This window comes from Pseudomonas sp. FG29, assembly GCF_057809355.1.
Map to the genome: position 1 here is coordinate 116,749 of NZ_JBMDJU010000010.1, position 15,328 is coordinate 132,076.

General features: G+C 65.6%; 16 protein-coding genes. 5 read left to right on the forward strand and 11 right to left on the reverse strand.

The genetic code is table 11. The features are described 5' to 3' along the window. Positions 1-14: 14 nt before the first annotated feature. The 10 genes from flgK to ACODS1_RS12995 all read right to left on the reverse strand — a co-directional run bounded on the left by flgK (position 15) and on the right by ACODS1_RS12995 (position 8,714). Positions 15-1,382 (reverse strand): flagellar hook-associated protein FlgK, encoded by a 1,368-nt coding sequence (flgK, locus tag ACODS1_RS12950; RefSeq protein WP_489085972.1) that lies wholly within the window; start codon positions 1,380-1,382, stop codon positions 15-17. Beyond that, complete coding sequence (locus tag ACODS1_RS12955) at positions 1,379-2,536, reverse strand: lytic transglycosylase domain-containing protein (protein ID WP_489085973.1); 1,158 nt, start codon at positions 2,534-2,536, stop codon at positions 1,379-1,381. The genes flgK and ACODS1_RS12955 overlap by 4 nt, the downstream gene beginning before the upstream one ends. Before the next feature lie 3 nt (positions 2,537-2,539). After that, the gene (locus tag ACODS1_RS12960; RefSeq protein ID WP_489085974.1) at positions 2,540-3,634 is read right to left on the reverse strand and encodes a flagellar basal body P-ring protein FlgI; all 1,095 of its coding nucleotides are present in this window, start codon (positions 3,632-3,634) and stop codon (positions 2,540-2,542) included. A 12-nt stretch (positions 3,635-3,646) separates the two neighbouring features. Then, on the reverse strand, positions 3,647-4,309 hold the full coding sequence (gene flgH / locus ACODS1_RS12965; protein WP_489085975.1) for a flagellar basal body L-ring protein FlgH: 663 nt from the start codon (positions 4,307-4,309) through the stop codon (positions 3,647-3,649). Positions 4,310-4,314: 5 nt separating this feature from the next. Next, complete coding sequence (gene flgG / locus ACODS1_RS12970) at positions 4,315-5,100, reverse strand: flagellar basal-body rod protein FlgG (RefSeq protein ID WP_322979579.1); 786 nt, start codon at positions 5,098-5,100, stop codon at positions 4,315-4,317. Between the two features lie 188 nt (positions 5,101-5,288). Then, on the reverse strand, positions 5,289-6,020 hold the full coding sequence (locus ACODS1_RS12975; protein ID WP_489085976.1) for a flagellar basal body rod protein FlgF: 732 nt from the start codon (positions 6,018-6,020) through the stop codon (positions 5,289-5,291). Positions 6,021-6,029: 9 nt separating this feature from the next. Continuing rightward, positions 6,030-7,217, reverse strand: a complete 1,188-nt coding sequence (flgE, locus tag ACODS1_RS12980; protein ID WP_489085977.1) for a flagellar hook protein FlgE — start codon at positions 7,215-7,217, stop codon at positions 6,030-6,032. A gap of 35 nt (positions 7,218-7,252) precedes the next feature. Beyond that, on the reverse strand, positions 7,253-7,930 hold the full coding sequence (flgD, locus tag ACODS1_RS12985; protein WP_489085978.1) for a flagellar hook assembly protein FlgD: 678 nt from the start codon (positions 7,928-7,930) through the stop codon (positions 7,253-7,255). Further along, on the reverse strand, positions 7,930-8,358 hold the full coding sequence (gene flgC, locus ACODS1_RS12990) for a flagellar basal body rod protein FlgC (protein WP_322979583.1): 429 nt from the start codon (positions 8,356-8,358) through the stop codon (positions 7,930-7,932). Before flgC ends, flgD begins: the two co-directional genes overlap by 1 nt. A 2-nt stretch (positions 8,359-8,360) precedes the next feature. Next, positions 8,361-8,714: a flagellar basal body protein gene (locus ACODS1_RS12995; protein WP_322979584.1), complete on the reverse strand. Its 354-nt coding sequence runs from the start codon at positions 8,712-8,714 to the stop codon at positions 8,361-8,363. 188 nt (positions 8,715-8,902) lie between these two features. On the opposite strand from ACODS1_RS12995, the gene flgA reads away from it, so the two are divergent. Beyond that, on the forward strand, positions 8,903-9,598 hold the full coding sequence (gene flgA / locus ACODS1_RS13000) for a flagellar basal body P-ring formation chaperone FlgA (protein ID WP_489085979.1): 696 nt from the start codon (positions 8,903-8,905) through the stop codon (positions 9,596-9,598). Positions 9,599-9,949: 351 nt separating this feature from the next. On the opposite strand, the gene glcC is transcribed toward flgA, so the two are convergent. Beyond that, positions 9,950-10,723 carry a transcriptional regulator GlcC gene (glcC, locus tag ACODS1_RS13005; protein ID WP_322979586.1) on the reverse strand — a complete coding sequence of 258 codons (774 nt, stop codon included), beginning with the start codon at positions 10,721-10,723 and terminating at the stop codon, positions 9,950-9,952. A 238-nt stretch (positions 10,724-10,961) separates the two neighbouring features. Here glcC and glcD point away from each other — a divergent pair, with 238 nt between their 5' ends. The 4 genes from glcD to ACODS1_RS13025 all read left to right on the forward strand — a co-directional run bounded on the left by glcD (position 10,962) and on the right by ACODS1_RS13025 (position 15,212). Next, on the forward strand, positions 10,962-12,461 hold the full coding sequence (gene glcD / locus ACODS1_RS13010; RefSeq protein ID WP_489085980.1) for a glycolate oxidase subunit GlcD: 1,500 nt from the start codon (positions 10,962-10,964) through the stop codon (positions 12,459-12,461). Beyond that, positions 12,461-13,516 (forward strand): glycolate oxidase subunit GlcE, encoded by a 1,056-nt coding sequence (gene glcE, locus ACODS1_RS13015; protein WP_489085981.1) that lies wholly within the window; start codon positions 12,461-12,463, stop codon positions 13,514-13,516. Before glcD ends, glcE begins: the two co-directional genes overlap by 1 nt. A 3-nt stretch (positions 13,517-13,519) precedes the next feature. Further along, positions 13,520-14,737: a glycolate oxidase subunit GlcF gene (gene glcF / locus ACODS1_RS13020; RefSeq protein WP_489085982.1), complete on the forward strand. Its 1,218-nt coding sequence runs from the start codon at positions 13,520-13,522 to the stop codon at positions 14,735-14,737. A 76-nt stretch (positions 14,738-14,813) separates the two neighbouring features. Further along, positions 14,814-15,212, forward strand: a complete 399-nt coding sequence (locus tag ACODS1_RS13025) for a heme-binding protein (RefSeq protein WP_489085983.1) — start codon at positions 14,814-14,816, stop codon at positions 15,210-15,212. Positions 15,213-15,328 lie beyond the last annotated feature (116 nt).

The following is a 15,328-nucleotide window of genomic DNA, read 5'->3' on the forward strand; positions in this document are numbered from 1 at the left end:
CTCTTATCGGCGCGTCAGAACGCGGCGAGCATGTCGTCGAACAACTGGTTGGCGGTGCTGATCACTTTCATGTTGGCCTGATAGGCCTGCTGATAGGTCATCAGGTTGACGGCTTCCTCGTCCAGGCTGACGGCGCTGACGCTGTCGCGCTGGGCCTGCGCCTGCTGGGTCACGGTGATCGCGGACTTGAGGTCGGCCTGGTTCTGCCGGCTGTCGCTGGCGACCTTGCCGAGCAGCCCGGCGTAGGCGTCGTTGAGCGTGACCTGGCTGCCGTTCAGGGTGATGGTCTGGTTCTTCAGCTCGAGCAGATCGAGCAGCACCTCGTTGTTGCCGCTTTCGCCAGCCGCCGAGGAGAACGCCAGCTGTTCGGCGGTGAGCGGCTCGATACGCAGCAGCGCCGTAGTGCTGCTGGCGTCATAGACGAACAGCGGCTGGCCAGGGTTGCCATTGAGGTCGAAGCCAGTGGCAAGCACGTCGTTGACCATCTGCGCCAGTTGGCTGGCCATGTCGTGCAGGGCGGTCAGGTTCGGCCGCAGGCTGTTGTACTCGGCATCATGCAGGCCGCCGAAGGCGCCGCCGAAACCATCCTGATGCAGGGGGAAGCTGGTGCCGGCGAAGGCCAGGCTGACTTCCTGCTCGCCACTGGCGGTCATGCTCACCTTGAGCTGGCCGGCAGTCGGCCCGGCCACCAGCGGCTGGCCGTTGGCCAGGGCGACGCTGACCGAACCATCCGCCGTTTCGTTGATGCGCAGCTTGGCATACTGGGTGAGGTCGCCCAGCAGGCTCTCGCGCTGATCGCGCAGCGCGGTGCTGTCACCCTTGACCGACTCGGTCTCGACGATCTTCTTGTTGAGCAGCGCGATGTTCGCGGTCAGGCCGTTGATTTCGGTAGCCATGGCCGTGCGCTGCTCCTGCAGCGCCTTGATCTGCGCATCGATGTTGCTGCTCAGGCCGTTGAAGCGCTGCGCCAGGTTGCCGGACTCGCTGATGATCTGCTGGCGCAGGGCGATGGAGCCCGGCGTGGCACTGGCCTCGCTGAGCGCAGCGAAGAACTGGTCGAGGCCGGCGCTGATGCTCGAACCGGTGCCGGACATCAGTGCTTCGAGCGCGGTCAGGTACTGCTGCGAGGCATCGTAGAAGTGCTCTTCGGTGGTGGCGCGCCACAGTTGCTGGCTATGAAATTCGTTGGTCATGCGGCGGATGCTGATCACCTCGACACCGCCGCCGACGCTCAGGCCGCCCTGCCCGGCCAGCGAACCGGTGACGGTCTGCAGGCGGCTGAAGCCCGGCGTCTTGACGTTGGCGATGTTCTGCCCGGTGGTGGCCATGCCCACCTGGCTGGCACGCACGCCGCTCATGGCGATCTGGTTGAGGGTGCTCACGACTTGCTCTCCTGGCGCTCGAACCGCATCGGCTGAGCAAAGGCCGCCAGACTGGCGCCCTGGGCACCGACGGCGGTGGATTCCGTTGTTACCGATGTATGGGCGACGGAATCTGCAGCGGACTTAAATGCCGGCTCGCGCCGGGCATCGGGCTCGTTGCCGAGGATGTTGCGGCTGGCAACGCTGCCCAGCAGTACGCCACTGCCGGCGCTGAGTGCGCTGGCCAGTTGCTGGCGGGTCTGCGCGCTCAAGGGCGCCTGGCTCTGCGCCTCGACGGGCGCGGCACGCGGCGCCTCGGCACGCAGCAGATCGCCGAGGATGCGCCGGGTATAGTCGCGGGTTTCCTGGAAGGGAATGCGCTCGATCCAGGCGCCGGTGCCGATCTCGCCACTGCGCGGGTCGCCATTGACCTTCAGCCACTCGTCGACACGTCCCGGGCCGGCGTTGTAGGCGGCCAACGCCAGCGCCTGGTGGCCGTCGTAACGCTGCAGCATCTTGTCCAGATAGGCCGTGCCGAGGCGCTTGTTGTAGGCAGCGTCGGTGGTCAGGCGCGCCTCGTCGAACGGCAGGCCCAGTTCGGCGGCCATGTCCCGCGCGGTATCAGGCATCAATTGCATCAAGCCGCGTGCGCCCTTGGCCGAGACGGCATCGACACGACCGCCGGACTCCTGGCGGATGACCCCATCGACCAGCGCGACGAAACCGGCCGAGCCTTTGTCCCAGGCCCGACCGAGGCTGTCGAGGCCACGCTGCCAGGTGGCGCGCAGCGGCTCCAGCAGGCTGCTGCCGGTGCGTGCAGGCAGCTCGGCCGAACGTGCCGCAGCCGCTGCACCATCAAGATCGGGGGCACTGTCGGCGCCGCCGGACAGCTGCTTGACCAGCATATCGGCGATGCCGGTCTGCTTGCGCCCGGCCAGGGTCTCGGCCAGCACTTCGTCGTAGAAGTCGCGCATGGTGTCCATCTCGCGGCTGCGCATCGGGTTGCCTTCGGCGAGCACGTCGCTGGCCTTGCGCATCTGCTTGAGGATCTGCTGCAAAAATAGCGCCTCGAACTGCTCGGCCGCAGCCTGCAGTTGCTGTTCACGGGCGGCGCCGATGCCGTCGGCAGCGCCACGCTGGCTGTTCATGTGTTGCGCGAGGGAAACGATGCTCATGGCTCAGATCACGATCAGTTCGGCGTTGAGGGCACCGGCGCGCTCCAGCGCCTGGAGGATGCTCATGACATCGTCCGGGGTGGCGCCCAGGCTGTTGACGGTATTGATGATGCTGTCGAGGCTGGCGCCATCGGGCCACTTGAACATGGCGTTCTTGTCCTGACTGACGGCCACGTCGGAACTCGGCGTGACGGCGGTCTGGCCGCCGGAGAAGGCGTTGGGCTGGCTGACCTGGGGGTTCTCGCTGATGGTCACGGTCAGCGTGCCGTGGGCCACGGCAGCGGCTTTCACCCGTACGCCCTGGCCAACCACCACGGTGCCGGTGCGGCTGTTGAACACCACTTTCGGCCGCTCACGGCCTTCTTCCACATCCAGGCCTTCGAGCATGGCCATGAAACCGATGCGCTGGGTGCTGGTGAGCGGCGCGCGAATGGAAATCTTGGTCGAGTCCAGCGCCGTGGCGGTGCCGCTGCCGAAACGCCCGTTGACCGCCTCGATCACCTTGGCGGCAGTCTGGAAGCTGGGCTGACGCAGGTTAAGCATGACCTCATCGCGGGTGGCGAAGTCGCTGGGGATCATGCGCTCGACGGTGGCGCCGTTGGGAATGCGGCCGCTGTTGGCGGAGTTGATCGCCACGCTGGAGCCGCTCTGGCCAGTGGCATTCAGGCCGCCAACGACCAATGCCCCCTGAGCCAGTGCATAGGTCTCGCCGTCAACGCCCTGCAGCGGTGTCATCAGCAGTTGGCCGCCACGCAGGCTCTTGGCATCGCCGAGCGAGGAAACGATGACGTCCACGCTCTGCCCAGGGCTGTAGGACGGCGGAATCTCGGCGGTGACGGTGACCGCGGCAACATTCTTCAGCTTGGGGTCGACGTTCGGCGGTAGGTTGATGCCGAACTGCTTGATCATGTTGGCCACCGACTGGCTGGTGAACTTCACCTGGTTCTTGTCACCGGTGCCATCGAGGCCCACCACCAGGCCGTAGCCGATCAACTGGTTGCCACGGATGCCTTCGATGTCTACCAGATCCATCAGCGGTACGGCCCTGGAAGATACGGGCCAGATCAGGATGCAGGCCACGAGAAGACGTTTGAGCATGCTGGAGCGCCTTTAGAGAGGAAATAGCGGGCTGGTGAAGAAGCGCGTCAGCCAACCTGCCGAGTTGCTGTCGTTGAGCGCGCCGCGCCCGGCGTAGGAAATACGTGCATTGGCTACGTTCTGCGAAGACACCTGATTGGCGCGGTTGATGTCGTCAACGCGCACCAGGCCAACCAGGCGGATGTATTCGTCGCCCTGGTTCAGGCGCAGGGCCTTTTCGCCCTTGATCAGCAGGGTGCCGTTGGGCAGCACCTGGTGCACGGTCACGGCGATGGAGCCTCGCAGGGTGTTCTGTTGCGAGCTCTTTGCCGAACCATCGAAATTGCGCTTGGCATCGGCCGAACTCTCCACCTGGTCATATTGCTTGCCGAGCACGGTGGGAATGCCGATGGCAGCGGTGGCCGTCTTGCCAAAGCTGGTGCCGGCGCTCTTGCTCGACTGGGTCGACTCGTCGAGCACCACGGTGAGGATGTCGCCGACCCGTACCGCGCGCTTGTCGCCGATCAGCGAGCCACTGTAGCCGCTGCGGAACAACCCGCCACTGCTGGCCGGCGGCACGCTGTAATCCAAGGGCAGTGGCTGATACTCGCTGGAGTCCTCGTCGGGCAGCATTTCGTTGAAGCTGGCACAACCGCCGAGCAACGATAGCAGGACGAACGGGAGCAGGCGCATCATGGCAATCACACGGTCTGGTTGAGGAACTGCTGCATGCCCGACGCGGCGTCGAGCACCTTGGCGTTGGCCTCGTAGGCGCGCTGGATGGAGATCATGTTGACCATGGCCTCGACCACCTGCACGTTGGAGCCTTCCAGCACGCCCTGCTTGAGGTTGCCGAGGCCCTCCTCGCCGGGCGCACCTTCGGCCGGCTCGCCGCTGGCCACGGTCTCGCGATAAAGGTTGCCGCCCAACGCTTCCAGACCACCCGGATTGGGGAAGTTGACCAGGGTGATCTGGCCCAGCTCACTGGGCTGGGTGTCACCGGCCAGCACGGCGGTCACGGTGCCATCGCTGCCCACGGTGAAACGGCTGCTGCCAGCCGGCACTTCGATGTTCGGCGTCAGCGGCAGGCCCTGGGCGTTGACGATCATGCCTTCGGCGTTGAGCTGGAACTGGCCGCTCTCGGTGTAGTAGATGTCGCCGTTGGGCGCCTCGACCTGGAAGAAACCGCTGCCGATGATGGCCAGATCCATCGGCTGGCCGGTGGTCTGGATGCTGCCCTCGGTGAACACCTTCTGCGTACCGGCGACGCGCACGCCGCTGCCGAGCTGGATGCCCGACGGTACGGTGTTGACCTGGTCAGCCTGAGCGCCGGGCTGCTTCTCGATGGCGTAGAACAGATCCTCGAACACCACGCGATCGCTCTTGAAGCCGGTGGTATTGACGTTGGCCAGGTTGTTGGCCACGGCGGTCATCGCCTTGTCCTGGGCGGCCAGGCCGGTCTTGCTGACCCACAGTGCGGAACTCATGTGCGTTACCTCGTCTGTCTGTAGCCCGGATGCAATCCGGGGAAATCGTTCCCGGATTGCATCCGGGCTACTCGTCGTATTCGGTCAACCAAAGGGCGGGCCGGGCAGCGATCCGCTGTAGGGTGGGCTTCAGCCCACCTGGTTCATTCGGCAATGGTGGGCTGAAGCCCACCCTACGAGCGGTTCCATCAACCGCCGCGAATCATGCGGTTGCCGGCATCGGAGAGGTCTTCGGCCGCTTTCATCATCTTCACCTGGGTCTCGAACAGACGGTTCAGGCTCATGGTCGCCACCAGTTGGTCGATGGCGCCGACGTTGCTCGCCTCGAGGTAACCGGACACCACCAGTGGCGTTTCCAGATCCTCGGCGGGCTGGCCGTCGGTACGCGACAGCAGGCCGCTGGCGTCCTTGCTCAGGGCGCCGGCCTCGATGTCGACCACGCGGATGCGATCGACCTCGGCGGTGACGAAATCGCCACGCGGGATGATCGACACCGTGCCATCACGGCCGACGCTCAGGCTGTCGTACTCGGGCAGCACGATGGGGCCGCCCTCGCCCATCACCGGACGACCGTTCAGGGTCAGACGCAGCTCGGCGTCGACCTGCAGGGCGCCGTTGCGGGTGTAGCGCTCGGTGCCGTCGTCACCTTCGACGACGAACAGGCCGGGGCCCTGGAGCGCCACGTCGAGGTCGCGACCGGTGGCCATTAGGGCACCGGGGGCGAGGCTCACGCCGTTGTTCTTGACCTGCGCCAGGTGCCGGCTGTCGTAGCCGTAGCCCTCGACGGCAACGGCCTGGGCCTGCTCCAGGTCGGCCCGAAAACCGGGGGTGTTGACGTTGGCCAGGTTGTTGGCGCGTACCGTGAGCGAGCTCATGGTGCGGCTGGCGGCGGTCATCGCGGTGTAACCAAGACGGTCCATGGGTCAGCCTCAGATCGCGCTGAACAGCACTTGGGTGAGTTCTTTGTTGGTGGTCAGCACCTTGGTGTTGGCCTGGTAGTTGCGCTGGCCCTCCATCAGGCCGACCAGTTGCTGGGTCAGGTCGACGTTGGAGTTCTCCAGCGAGCCGGCCACCATTTCACCGAACGGGCCGACGCCCGGCACACCGATCAGCGCCGCGCCGGAGTCGGCAGTTTCCACCCAGGCGGTACCGCTGACGTTCTTCAGCCCACCGGCATTGGTGAAGTTGGCCAGCGCCACCTGGCCCTGCAGCATGCGCTGGCCGTTGCTGTAGTTGGCATAGACCATGCCGTCCTTCTCCACCGACAGGCCGGTCTGCTCGCCGGCCGCATAGCCGCTGGCGCGGTTGGTGGTGACGACGAAATCGGAGCCGTACTGGCTGGAGGTGCTGTAGTCGATGGCGATGCTCATCGCATCGACGCCCGGCAGCGGGAACGCGACAGTAACCGGAGCCGCCGGGGTGGCCAGCGCGCCGTTGGTGCCGAAGGTCATGGCTTGCGGACCGGCTACGGAGGCGCCGTCAGCGTAGTAATGAGCGTCCCAGTTGTTGTCCGCGGTCTTGACGAAGTACTGGGTCAGGGTGTGTTCCTTGCCCTGCGAGTCGAACACCTTGGTGGTGTAGGTGGAGTTGTAGCTGTTGACGTTGGCCGGGTCGAACGGCGTGACCGTCGGTACATCCTCGTTGGCGTCCAGGTTCATGGAGAACTGGAGGGTGTCGGTGGCCTTGGCCGGCAGGTTGGCATTCTGCAGCTGCAGGTTACCCATGGCGCCGACCTGCAGGTTGCCGGCGGCGTCTACCGCGTAGCCCTGCAGCTTCTGCCCGGCGGCATTGACGATGAAGTTGTCCTTGTCGGCGCCGAACACCCCGGCACGGGTGTAGCTGATGTCCCCATTGCTGCCCTGAGTGACGAAGAAGCCACCGCCGGAGATGGCCAGATCCAGACTGCGCCCGGTGGTCACCAGGGAACCGCCCTGGCTGATGCTCTGGGTAGAGCCCAGCACTTCCACGCCCATCGCCTGGCTATCGGCGTAGATGCTGCCGAACTCGGTGCGCGAGGACTTGAAGCCGGTGGTGCCGGCGTTGGCGATGTTGTGGCTGATGGTGTTGAGCTGTTCGTTGACGGCACTGAGGCCGGTCATGGCGATATTGAAACTCATGGCGACTAGACCTTTGCAGAAGCTGGAAAAACGGTTCAGAGCAGACCGGCGGTCTGCGTCTGGCCAAATTCGGTGATGGTGTAGAAGGGCACGGAACCGACGCCGGCAACGTCCAGCACGGGGCCTTCGGCGCTAACGCGTACCTGGTTGACGCGGCCGGCCACCTCGACCTTGGGGTACTCGCCGCTATCGCTCTTGACCTCGACCTTGTAGCTACCCGGCGCCAGGCCCAGGGCGACAGGATCCACCGCGAAGGGCACGCGGCCAGGCTCCTGGCTGCCGAGATTGATCTCCTTCTTCACACCGTTGCTGTCAGTGAGCACCAGGCTCAGCTTGCCGGCAGCGTGCTCCAGGTTGATCTCGCCATTGACCTTGTCTTTGCCCAGCTCCAGTTGCTCGGCCGCCACCTTGACCTCCTGGCCGACCAGGCCGGCAGCGGTGAGGGTCTGCAGGTTGTCCAGCAACACCAGGTTGCTCTTGCTCATCGACGCCATGTTTTCCAGGCTCTTGACCTGGCTCATGGCGGCGAACTGGTTGAGGAACTCGGTGCTGTCCACCGGTTTGGTCGGATCCTGGTTCTGGATCTGCGCAACCATCAAGGTGAGGAAGTTGTTTTCCAACTGGGTCGCGTCACTGACGTTGACCGACTGCTTCACCGCCTCGTCGATACCGTAGACGGCGCTTTGCTGCGTATCGTTGCTGACGGTGGCCATCAGGATTCTCCGAGTTTGAGCAGGCCTTGCTGCATGCTCTTGAGGCGGTTGAGCACTTCGACGTTGGTCTCGAAGCTGCGGGTGGCCGACATCATGTCGGTCATCTCTTCGATCTGGTCGACGGGGGCGTAGAAGACGTAGCCGCGGTCGTCGGCCAGCGGGTTATCCGGCTCGTAGCGGCGTACCGGCTCGCGGGTCTCGCTGACCACGTCGAGCACCTGCACATGGGCGCCGCCCATGCCGGCGCTGCGGGTAAGTTGGTCGTTGTTGTAAACGGCAGCGAACACCGGGCGTCGCGCCTGGTATACGTCCTCGGCGCTGCTAGCAGCCGAGTCGGCATTGGCCAGGTTGCTGGCCACGGTATTGAGGCGCACGGTCTGCGCGTTCATGGCCGAGCCGGCGATGCGGTAGATGGAATCGAACGCCATGCTCAACGCCCCTCGATGGCTTGTTTGAGACCGCGCAGCTTCATGCTGATGAAGGTCAGGCTGGTCTGGAAATCCATGGAGTTCTTGGAGAACTCGGTCTGTTCGACACTCAGCTCGACGGTATTGCCGTCCTGCGATGGCTGGGTCGGCACGCGGTACTTGAGATCCGCCGTGCTGGCAGTGAATGGCTGCTGCGGATCGAGCCGCTGCATCTCGCCGGCGAAGTCGATGTCCCGCGCCTGAAAGCCCGGGGTGTCTTCGTTCGCCAGGTTCGCGGCGAGAATCTCACTGCGCTGCATGCGCAGTTCGAGCGCGCGCGAATGCAGGCCCACCACATCATCAATCCGTATACTCATCGGCCGACACCCTTACCAAGGTTTTGCATGCAGGGCCTTCAGCACAAAGCGTGCCCAACCCCAAAGGCTTGTATATGTTCTTGATTTACAAAGGCTTCACCGATTCTCCAGGGCCTCGCGGCGTCGCCCGTTTTCCGCATCGACGCGCTGCGCTGGGGAAATGCGGAAGCGCCTTTTCCGCCTGCGCCTTGCTGCTCCTGCTGGACACCACGAACGCCCAGGCCGGCCCCACGGCCGCCGAGCAGATCGACCAGGCCATCGCCAGCCACATGCAGCAGGAACTGGACGCGCAGGCTAGGCGCGAGGCCTGGAAAGGCATGCGCCACAGCCTCAGCACCACACTGTTGAACAATGCCGAGTCGCTCGCCACCTGTAGCCAACCCCTGCAGGTCGAACGGCGCAGCGACGATCCCTCGCCACTGGAGCGCCAACGCCTGGAAGTGAAGTGTGCCGATCAGGCCGGCTGGCAGGTCGTGGCCCTGGTGCAGGCCAACGTACAGCTGCCCGTGGTACACGCCGCGACGGTGATCGAGCGCGGCCAGACCATCAGCGCCGAACAACTGCAACTGCAGAACGTCAACATCGCGCGCAACGTGCGCGGCTTCTATAACGACCCGCAGGACGTGATCGGCCAGGGCGCCAAACGGCGCATCCGCAACGGCCAACTGATCGCCCCCAACCTGCTCAGCGAACCGCTGCTGGTGCGGCGTGGCCAGCAGGTGACTATCGTCGCCAGCCAGGACGGCATCTCCGCCTCGGTCAAAGGAGAAGCACTGGCCCACGGCCGCGCCGGCGAGGTGATCCGCGTGCGCAACATCGGTAGCCAGAAGGTGATCGAGGCGCAGGTGGTGGAAGAAGGGGTGGTGACCAGCACCTTTCGCTAAGCGGTACCGCCGGGGCACTGGTGGCGGGTTGCATCCGCCCTACGCCCGAAGCATCGGTGCGATACCTCACCATTGCCTGGTGGGTTACGCGGCGTACACCCTTTATCCGAGTCTGAGACACCCACACCGCTCACCCACGGGTAGCCCGTAGGGCGGGTGAAACCCGCCGGCGCCTTATGGCGGGTTGCACCCGCCCTACGCTCGACGCATCGGCGTGATACCTCACCATTGCCTGGTGGGTTACGCGGCGCACACCCTTTATCCGAGTCTGAGACACCCACGCCGCTCATCCACGGGTAGCCCGTAGGGCGGGTGAAACCCGCCGGCGTCTTGTGGCGGGTTGCACCCGCCCTACGTCCAACCTTCCAGGCGCATGGTGGCGCGCACCAGGCGCTGCTCTTCCTGCTCGATCTCCTGCAGGTTGTCGCGGATGCTGTTGATGTGGTCGCGCGCGGCGCGCTGGGCCTGTTCCGGCAGGCGTTCGATCACTGCGTGGTACAGCCGTGAATGCTGACGGTCGATCTGGCGTTTCTGCGCCGGGCGGTGATAGAGGTTGTTCACCGAGGCGAATACGGTGCTGAGCATCAGGTCGGTCAGCGACTGCAAGGTGTGCACCAGCACCGGGTTGTGCGAGGCCTCGCAGATGGCCAGGTGGAAGGCGTGGTCGAGGCGCGCATGCTCGCGTGGATCGACCGGCTGCTCCTGGGCATGGGCGGCGAGCATCTCCTCGTAGCGCCGGGTCAGGATGACGAAGTCTGCCTGGGTGCCACGCAGCGCCGCCAGGCGCGCCGATTCGCCTTCGAGCAGGCCGCGCACTTCCAGCAGGTCATAGAGGGTGCGCGGCTGCGAGCCGAACAGGTGCATCAGCGGGCTGGCATCGCGCTCGCCACTCAGCTTGGCCACCCGTGAATCACGCCCCTGCGCTGTCTCGATGATGCCGCGCCCACGCAGCACCTTGAGCCCTTCGCGCAGGGCCGAGCGAGAGATGCCCAGCTTCTCGCACAAGCGTCGCTCGGACGGCAGCGGCTGGCCCACCTTGAGCACACCATCGACGATCAGCCGCTCGATGCGCTCGGCCACCACGTCACTCACCTGGCGCCTCGTCGTGCCCTGTTCGGTGTCCATTTTCACCTCACCCAAACTGGTCGTACCAGTGCAGAAGATTGTGCGGGAATGCTTCGAGCAATACGCGAAGCCCCAAGAATCATAAGCCCCTGCGCACGAATTTGTTGAAAGGTAGGCGAAAGAAACTGGTCATACCAGCAGGTATCGCGATGGACGCGGCCCGTCGGGCCGCCTAAACATGCAGGCCAAGGTCGCGGCATGACCGCCAATAACAACAACGTTCACGATTGAGCCTGCCATGAGCATTCTGTACGACGAGCGCGTCGACGGCGCGCTACCCGAGGTCGACAAGACCGCCCTGCTGGCCGAGTTGCGCCAGCGCCTTCCCGACCTCGACATCCTGCACACCCAGGAAGACCTCAAGCCTTACGAGTGCGATGGCCTGTCCGCCTATCGCACCACGCCCATGCTGGTGGTGCTGCCCGAGCGCATCGAGCAGGTGCAGCAGTTGCTCAAGCTCTGCCACGCCCGTGGCATACCGGTGGTCGCACGCGGCGCCGGCACCGGCCTGTCCGGCGGCGCGCTGCCGCTGGAAAAGGGTATCCTGCTGGTGATGGCGCGCTTCAACCAGATTCTCGAGATCAACCGCGAAGGGCGCTTCGCCCGCGTCCAGCCCGGCGTGCGCAACCTGGCGATTTCCCAGGCGGCCGCCCCCTTCGACCTGTATTACGCCCCTGATCCGTCCTCGCAGATCGCCTGCTCCATCGGCGGCAACGTCGCCGAGAACGCCGGCGGCGTGCATTGCCTGAAGTACGGTTTGACCGTGCACAACCTGCTCAAGGTGGACATCCTCACCGTCGAAGGCGAGTTCATGACCCTCGGCAGCGACGCCCTGGACGCGCCGGGTTTCGACCTGCTGGCGCTGTTCACCGGCTCCGAAGGCATGCTCGGCATCGTCACCGAAGTAACGGTCAAGCTGCTGCCCAAGCCGCAGGTGGCCAAAGTGCTGCTGGCCGCCTTCGATTCGGTGGAAAAAGCCGGCCGCGCCGTGGGTGACATCATCGCCGCCGGCATCATCCCCGGTGGCCTGGAGATGATGGATAACCTCGCCATTCGCGCCGCCGAAGATTTCATTCACGCCGGTTACCCGGTGGAGGCCGAAGCCATCCTGCTCTGCGAGCTGGACGGCGTGGAGGCCGACGTCGCCGACGACTGCGAGCGCGTACGTGAAGTGCTGGAGAAAGCCGGTGCCACCGAAGTACGCCTGGCTCGCGACGAGGCCGAGCGGGTGAAATTCTGGGCCGGGCGCAAGAACGCCTTCCCCGCAGTCGGGCGCATCTCGCCGGACTACTACTGCATGGACGGCACCATCCCCCGCCGTGAGCTGCCTGGCGTGCTGCGTGGCATCGCCGAGCTGTCCGAGGAGTACGGCCTGCGCGTGGCCAACGTGTTCCATGCCGGCGACGGCAACATGCACCCGCTGATCCTCTTCGATGCCAACGTGCCTGGCGAGCTGGAGCGCGCCGAAGCCATCGGCGGCAAGATCCTCGAACTCTGCGTCAAGGTCGGCGGCAGCATCACCGGCGAGCACGGCGTTGGCCGCGAAAAGATCAACCAGATGTGCGCGCAGTTCAACAGCGACGAGATCACCCTGTTCCACGCGGTGAAGGCGGCGTTCGACCCCAGCGGCCTGCTCAATCCGGGCAAGAACATCCCCACCCTGCATCGCTGCGCCGAGTTCGGCGCCATGCACGTGCACCACGGCCAACTGCCCTTCCCGGAACTGGAGCGTTTTTGATGTCGCATGATTTCGACGCCAGCGCCGCGCTGCTGGAACAGGTCAACCACGCGCTGAACAGCGCCACCCCGCTGCGCATCCAGGGCAGCGGCAGCAAGGCTCATCTGGGCCGCGCCACGAACGGCGAGGTACTGGATACCCGCCAGCATCGCGGCATCGTCAGCTACGACCCCACCGAACTGGTACTCACCGCTCGCGCCGGCACGCCGCTGGCCGAGATCGAGGCGGCGCTAGAGGCGAACAATCAGATGCTGCCATGCGAGCCGCCGCACCTGGGCGATGGCGCCACCCTGGGCGGCATGGTTGCCGCCGGGCTGTCCGGCCCGCGCCGGCCCTGGGCCGGCTCGGTGCGTGACCAGGTGCTCGGCACCCGCGTGATCACCGGCCAGGGCAAGCTGCTGCGTTTTGGCGGCGAGGTGATGAAGAACGTCGCCGGCTACGACCTGTCGCGCCTGATGGCCGGCAGCTTCGGCTGCCTCGGCCTGCTCGCCGAAGTCTCGCTCAAGGTGCTGCCCAAACCACGCCAGGTGCTCAGCTTGCGCCTGGAAGTGGACGCCCTGCATGCGCTGAACAAGCTCGCAGAATGGGGCCAACAGCCGCTGCCGATCAGCGCCGCCAGCCATGACGGTGCCGCGCTGCACCTGCGCCTGGAAGGCGGCGAAGGTTCGGTGCTGGCCGCGCGCCAACGCCTCGGTGGCGAGGAGATCGACAACGGCTACTGGCAGCAACTGCGCGAACAGCGCCTGCCGTTCTTCAGCGCCAGCGGCACGCTCTGGCGCCTGTCGCTGCCGGCCAATAGCGGTCTGCTCGACTTGCCCGGTCGCCAGATGATCGACTGGGGCGGCGCGCAGCGCTGGCTGAAGACCGACGCCGACGGCGAGCTGATTCAGCGCGTGACGGCCAAGCTCGGCGGCCACGCCACCTGCTTCGCCGCCGGCCAGGCGCAACCTTTCCAGCCGCTGGCCGCGCCACTGCTGCGCTACCAGCGCCAGTTGAAGAACCAGCTCGACCCCCAGGGTATTTTCAACCCTGGCCGCATGTACGCCGAGGTATAAGACGTGCAGACCAATCTGAGTGAACAGGCCAAACGCCTACCGCGCGCCGAAGAAGCCGAACGCATCCTGCGCTCCTGCGTGCATTGCGGCTTCTGCAACGCCACCTGCCCGACCTACCAGCTGCTCGGCGACGAGCTGGACGGCCCACGCGGGCGCATCTACCTGATCAAGCAGATGCTCGAAGGCAATGAAGTCACGGCCAAGACCCAACAGCATCTGGATCGCTGCCTGACCTGCCGCAACTGCGAAACCACCTGCCCGTCCGGCGTGCAGTACCACAACCTGCTGGACATTGGCCGCGAAGTGGCCGAGCAGGCGGTGCCGCGACCGCTGAACGAGCGCCTGCTGCGCCAGGGCCTGCGCGCCGTGGTGCCGCGCCCGGCCTTGTTCAAGGCGCTGACCCAGGCCGGTCTGGCGCTGCGCCCGCTGCTGCCAGCCACGCTCAAGGCCAAGCTGCCGCGTGCGGTTCGCCCGGCCAAGCCGCGCCCGACCGAGCAACATGCGCGCCGCGTTCTGATGCTCGAAGGCTGCGTGCAGCCGGGGCTGTCGCCCAACACCAATGCCGCCACCGCGCGCGTGCTGGATCGCCTCGGCATCAGCATCACGCCGATCCGCGAGGCCGGCTGCTGCGGCGCCGTGGACTACCACCTCAACGCACAGGAAGCCGGGCTGCAACGCGCGCGGCAGAACATCGACGCCTGGTGGCCGGCCATCGAAGCCGGCACTGAGGCCATCGTGCAGACCGCCAGCGGCTGCGGCGCCTTCGTCAAGGATTACGGCCACCTGCTCGCCGGTGACCCGTCTTATGCGAGCAAGGCGGCGCGGATCAGCGCCCTGGCCAAGGATCTGGTCGAGGTGCTGCAAGGCGAGGCGCTGGAGACGCTGCAGGTACGCGCCGAACAGCGCCTGGCCTTCCATTGCCCCTGCACCTTGCAGCACGCGCAGAAGCTCGGCGGCGCGGTTGAAGGCGTGCTGACGCGCCTCGGTTTCGGTCTGACGGCGGTGCCGGATAACCACCTGTGCTGCGGTTCTGCCGGCACCTATTCGCTGACCCAGCCGGAGCTGTCGCGGCAGCTGCGTGACAACAAGTTGAACGCCCTGGAAAGCGGCAAACCCGACGCCATCGTCACCGCCAATATCGGTTGCCAGACCCATCTGGACAGCGCCGGCCGGACGCCGGTTAGGCACTGGATCGAGATCGTCGAAGAAGCGATGGGCTGAAAGCCTGAACCCTCTCCCCCGGCCCCTCTCCCGCAAGCGGGAGAGGGGAGAAAAAGCCAAGAACACGAGGTATGCCATGCAACACAAAGCCGTACTCAGCCAGAACGAAGTCGCCCAGATCCTCCAGGCGGCCCGCAGCGAAGCGCAGCAACAGGGCTGGGCCGTGGCCATCGCCGTGGTCGACGATGGCGGTCATCCGCTGGCCCTGGAGCGCCTCGACGGCTGCGCGCCGATCGGCGCCTACATCGCCACCGAGAAGGCTCGCAGCGCTGCCATCGGCCGCCGCGAAACCAAGGGCTACGAAGACATGGTCAACGGCGGTCGTACCGCCTTCGTCAGCGCGCCACTGCTGACCTCGCTGGAGGGCGGCGTACCGGTGCTGGTGGACGGCCAGGTGGTCGGTGCCGTCGGTGTATCCGGGGTCAAGGCCGAACAGGATGCGCAGGTGGCCAAGGCGGGGATAGCAGCGCTGTAAAGACTGACGACAGCCTGTAGGAGCCGCGCCTCGCGGCGAACAAAACATCAAGCGCTTCGCCCCGGGGCGGGGCTCCTACAACAGATTGATTGACCAGCGCCGCCATGGGCGGCTGC